The sequence below is a fragment of the Sporofaciens sp. SGI.106 genome (assembly GCF_050314255.1).
In the GTDB taxonomy this organism is placed as follows: domain Bacteria; phylum Bacillota; class Clostridia; order Lachnospirales; family Lachnospiraceae; genus Claveliimonas.
Window position 1 is genome coordinate 1 of record NZ_JBNPMZ010000064.1, and the last position, 481, is coordinate 481.

At 33.9% G+C, this 481-nt stretch carries 1 protein-coding gene; it reads left to right on the plus strand.

Going from position 1 to position 481, the window contains the following annotated elements; genetic code table 11:
* Nucleotides 1-24: 24 nt before the first annotated feature.
* A partial coding sequence (locus ACQRCC_RS15590; protein ID WP_427851661.1) for a hypothetical protein occupies nucleotides 25-481 on the plus strand: 457 nt, incomplete at its 3' end.

A 481-nucleotide genomic window follows, 5' to 3' on the forward strand; every position in this document is an offset into this window, starting at 1 on the left:
TCAAGCAGGCTTGGTGCTGACTGGATGGGAATTATTAGTGGAATTTTTATGATAGCTTTATGCATTCTTGATAAAAAATACTTGTGGGCTGATCTTTTAAAGACGGCTCAATGTCTGATGTTTGTATATTATTTTGCCTGCCTCATATTTAGCATATCTATGAACAGATTGTACTTGCTGTATGTGTTTGGATTTGGATTAAGTTTTTTACTGTCTGTAATATTGGTGGTGGGAAATTATAAGACAATAGCAGTCAAAGAATCTGCAAAGAAATGTAAAAATTGGGGAATCAGTTTATGTCTTGCAATATCAGGGGGACTTACTTTTGTGATTTGGATATCAATGATCGTGCCATATATGATTGCAAATAATTATGGTGATTTATTAGGCGTTCTTACGACAGAGGCAACATACGCAATTGATTTAGGTGTTTTGTGTCCTGCTATGATTATATGTGCTATACTGATTTTAAAGAAAAAAG